This window comes from Gordonia sp. UBA5067 (genome assembly GCF_002414845.1).
GTDB lineage: Bacteria > Actinomycetota > Actinomycetes > Mycobacteriales > Mycobacteriaceae > Gordonia > Gordonia defluvii.
In genome coordinates, this window is sequence record NZ_DIAX01000029.1 from 1 (window position 1) to 3450 (window position 3450).

Annotated in this window: 4 protein-coding genes; 1 reads left to right on the forward strand and 3 read right to left on the reverse strand. The window is 68.1% G+C overall.

Features of this window, described 5'->3' with window-relative positions; genetic code table 11:
• Positions 1-86: 86 nt before the first annotated feature.
• The 3 genes from B4M62_RS04730 to cysE all read right to left on the reverse strand — a co-directional run bounded on the left by B4M62_RS04730 (position 87) and on the right by cysE (position 2730).
• On the reverse strand, positions 87-1295 hold the full coding sequence (locus tag B4M62_RS04730) for an IscS subfamily cysteine desulfurase (protein WP_290705827.1): 1209 nt from the start codon (positions 1293-1295) through the stop codon (positions 87-89).
• Positions 1296-1352: 57 nt separating this feature from the next.
• Positions 1353-1841, reverse strand: coding sequence for a Fe-S cluster assembly transcriptional regulator IscR (iscR, locus tag B4M62_RS04735; protein WP_290705828.1), 489 nt, complete (start codon positions 1839-1841; stop codon positions 1353-1355).
• A 133-nt stretch (positions 1842-1974) separates the two neighbouring features.
• Entirely contained in the window at positions 1975-2730 is a 756-nt protein-coding gene (gene cysE / locus B4M62_RS04740) for a serine O-acetyltransferase (RefSeq protein WP_349678335.1), read from the reverse strand.
• 230 nt (positions 2731-2960) lie between these two features.
• Between cysE and B4M62_RS04745 the strand changes: the two genes are divergently transcribed.
• The coding region (locus B4M62_RS04745) for a hypothetical protein (RefSeq protein WP_290705830.1) at positions 2961-3450 on the forward strand (490 nt) is incomplete at its 3' end.

Consider the following 3450-nt stretch of genomic DNA (forward strand, 5'->3'; position numbering starts at 1 on the left):
CCGACGTTGCGCGGGTTCTCGTAGTGGTCCAGTACCTTCTCGCTATAAGCCATTGCGTTCTCCGTGTTGCGACTTGCCGGCGGCCGCTAGTGCGCCGCCCACTGCACCGAGTCGAGGTCGACTCCGTCCTGGTGCATCTCCCACAGCGGCGACAGCTCGCGCAGCTTCGCCACCTTGCGCTGCATCAGCGCGATCGTGTAGTCGATCTCCTCGGCCGTCGTGAAGCGGCCGACGGTGAAGCGGATCGAGCTGTGCGCGAGCTCGTCGCTGCGCCCCAGCGCCCGCAGCACGTACGACGGCTCGAGCGACGCCGAGGTGCAGGCGGAGCCCGACGAGACGGCGATGTCCTTCACCGCCATGATCAGGCTCTCGCCCTCGACGAAGTTGAAGCTCACGTTGAGGTTGTGCGGCACGCGCCGGTCAAGGTCGCCGTTGAGGTAGACCTCCTCGATCTTCGACAGCCCCTGCCAGAGGCGGTCGCGCAGCATCCGGACGCGCTCGTTCTCGGTCGCCATCTCCAGCCGCGCCAGCCGGAACGCCTCGCCCATGCCGACCAGCTGGTGCGTGGGCAGGGTGCCCGAACGCATCCCGCGCTCGTGGCCGCCGCCGTGCATCTGCGCTTCGATCCGCACCCGCGGCTTGCGGCGCACGTACAGCGCGCCCACACCCTTCGGGCCGTAGGTCTTGTGCCCCGAAAACGACATCAGGTCGACCTTGAGCGCCGCGAGATCGAGCGGGATCTTGCCGGTCGCCTGCGCGGCGTCGACGTGGAAAATGATGCCGCGCTCGCGGCAGATCGCCCCCATCGCGGCGAAGTCCTGGACCACGCCGATCTCGTTGTTCACCGCCATCACCGAGGCGACGATGGTGTCCGGCCGCAGCGCCGCCGCAAAGGCCTCGACGTCGACGAGGCCGTCGGGGCCCACGTCGAGATAGGTCGCCGAAAAGCCCTGCCGCTCAAGTTCGCGCACGGTGTCGAGCGTCGCCTTGTGCTCGGTCTTGACCGTCACCAGGTGCTTGCCCCTGTCGGCGTAGAAGTGGGCTGCGCCCTTGAGGGCGAGATTGATCGACTCGGTGGCGCCCGAGGTCCAGACGATCTCCTTCGGGTCGCAGTTGACCAGCGCCGCGACCTCGGCGCGCGCGTCCTCGACCGCCTTCTCGGCGGTCCATCCGTAGGCGTGCGAGCGCGACGCGGGATTGCCGAAGTGCTCGGTGAGGTAGGGAATCATCTTCTGCGCGACCCGCGGATCGACCGGGGTCGTCGCCGAGTAGTCGAGGTAGATCGGGGTCTTCATCGCGAGCTGTCCGTCATGTTGGCTGGCTGTCGTTGTCCGCCGGGCGTCGACCGGCGGTCAGAGCGCGGCCGTGGAAACGGTTTCGCCGGCGACCTTGGCGCTGCCGCGCTGGTCCTGCAGCACCGTCGTGTCGGCGCGCTTCGCCCGCTGCTCGCGCACCAGCTGCTCCAGCGTGACCGCGCGCAGGAAGGTGAAGATGTGGTCGTTGAGGCTCGACCACAACTCGTGCGTCATGCAGCGCCCCTCGTCGTGGCAGTTCTCCCGGCCGCCGCACTGCGTCGCGTCGATCGGCTCGTCGACGGCGAGGATGATCTCGGCGACCGAGAGCGTCGCGGCGTCGCGGGCGAGATTGTAGCCGCCCCCGGGGCCGCGGACGCTGTCGACGAGTCCGTGCCGCCGCAGCTTGCCGAACAGCTGTTCGAGGTAGGAGAGCGAAATCTTCTGGCGTTCCGACACGCCGGCGAGGGTCACCGGACCCTTGCCGTTGTTCAGGGCAACGTCGATCATCGCCGTGACTGCGAATCGTCCTTTGGTGGTGAGACGCATGGCTGTGCACCTTTGCAGAGGTTTTCTCGGGTCGCGCCAAGCCCGCGGGCGGCGCGCGTCGGGGCGTCCAGGTTCGGCACTTCCCGAATCCTATCAATCCCGACTACTTTGATCAACTACTTCCCCGAAAAGTTCAATCGATCATCCGATTCAGCCGCTGCGGGTCGAAACCGTCGGCGGTGGCCTGGGCATCGCCGCAATCGACGCCCCCCTGCTGCAGGCGGGCGATCAATGCCTCCATCCGCGCGTCGGTGAGCGCCGCATGGTCGATCAGCCGATGAATCGCCTGGACGACCGGGTCGTTCATGTCGGCGGCGATCGCGTACGCCGAAAAACCCAGCTTGACGGCATGGTCTTCGCGCCGCTCGGCCTCGTCGGCGGTCAGAATGCGAGCCGGAATGCCGACCGCGGTCGCTCCGGGCGGAACCGCGCGGACGACCACCGCGTTCGAGCCGATCTTGGCGCCCTCGCCGACGACGATCGGGCCGAGGACCTTCGCTCCGGCGCCGATGACCACGCCGCGGGCCAGCGTCGGGTGCCGCTTGCCCTGGTTCCACGAGGTACCGCCCAGCGTCACGCCGTGGTAGAGGGTGCAGTCGTCGCCGATCTCCGCGGTCTCGCCGATCACCACCCCCATGCCGTGATCGATGAACACGCGGCGGCCCACCGTGGCGCCGGGGTGGATCTCGACGCCGGTCAGGAACCGCCCCCAATGCGCCAGCCAGCGCGCCAGCCAGCGCCAGTTGGCGCGCCACAGCCTGTGCGACACCAGGCGGTGCCAGACGAGGGCGTGCAATCCCGGATAGCAGGTCAGCACCTCCCAGGTCGAGCGCGCGGCGGGGTCGCGTTCGAACACGATGGCGATGTCTTCGCGCAGGCGGGAGAACATAGACCGCCATTTTCTCATTTTCCGAGTCGGCCGCTCAACCAATTCCTCGCCAGTTGCTCGCTTCCACCTCGCCGGGTCGACCGCAGCGGCCCGGACGTCGCGCTTCCCCGCGGGCGCCGGGCAGACGCCGCCGCGCGTTTGCGGATACCATCCCCCGTTCGCGACCGCCCCGGACCATCCGGGCCGCCGCGGCACGACGGCGACCGACCGTCCACTCCGAGGAGAAATCGATGATCCGTCCCTTCCGCCTCACGCTGGCGCTCGCGTCGGCGATGCTCCTTGCCGCACCCGCGCTGGCGCAGGAGATCACGCTCAAGGTGCACCACTTCTGGCCGTCGACGGCGATGGGGCCGTCGACGCTGCTCGCGCCCTGGTGCGAGAGGATCGGCAAGGACTCCGGGGGCCGGATCAAGTGCCAGATCTATCCATCGATGCAGCTCGGCGGCACGCCGCCCCAGCTCATCGATCAGGTCAAGGACGGCGTCGTCGACATCGTCTGGACGCTGCCCGGCTACACCGCCGGCCGGTTTCCGCTGATGGAAGTCTTCGAACTGCCGTTCATGACCAACAGCGCCGAATCGGCCAGCCGCGCCGCCTGGGACTACTTCGTTCAGTCCGCGCAAGAGGAGTTCCCGGGCATCAAGGCGCTGGCCATTCACGCGCACGACGAAGGTTACGTGCACACGGCGAAGACGCAGGTCAGGACGCTGGCGGACTTCA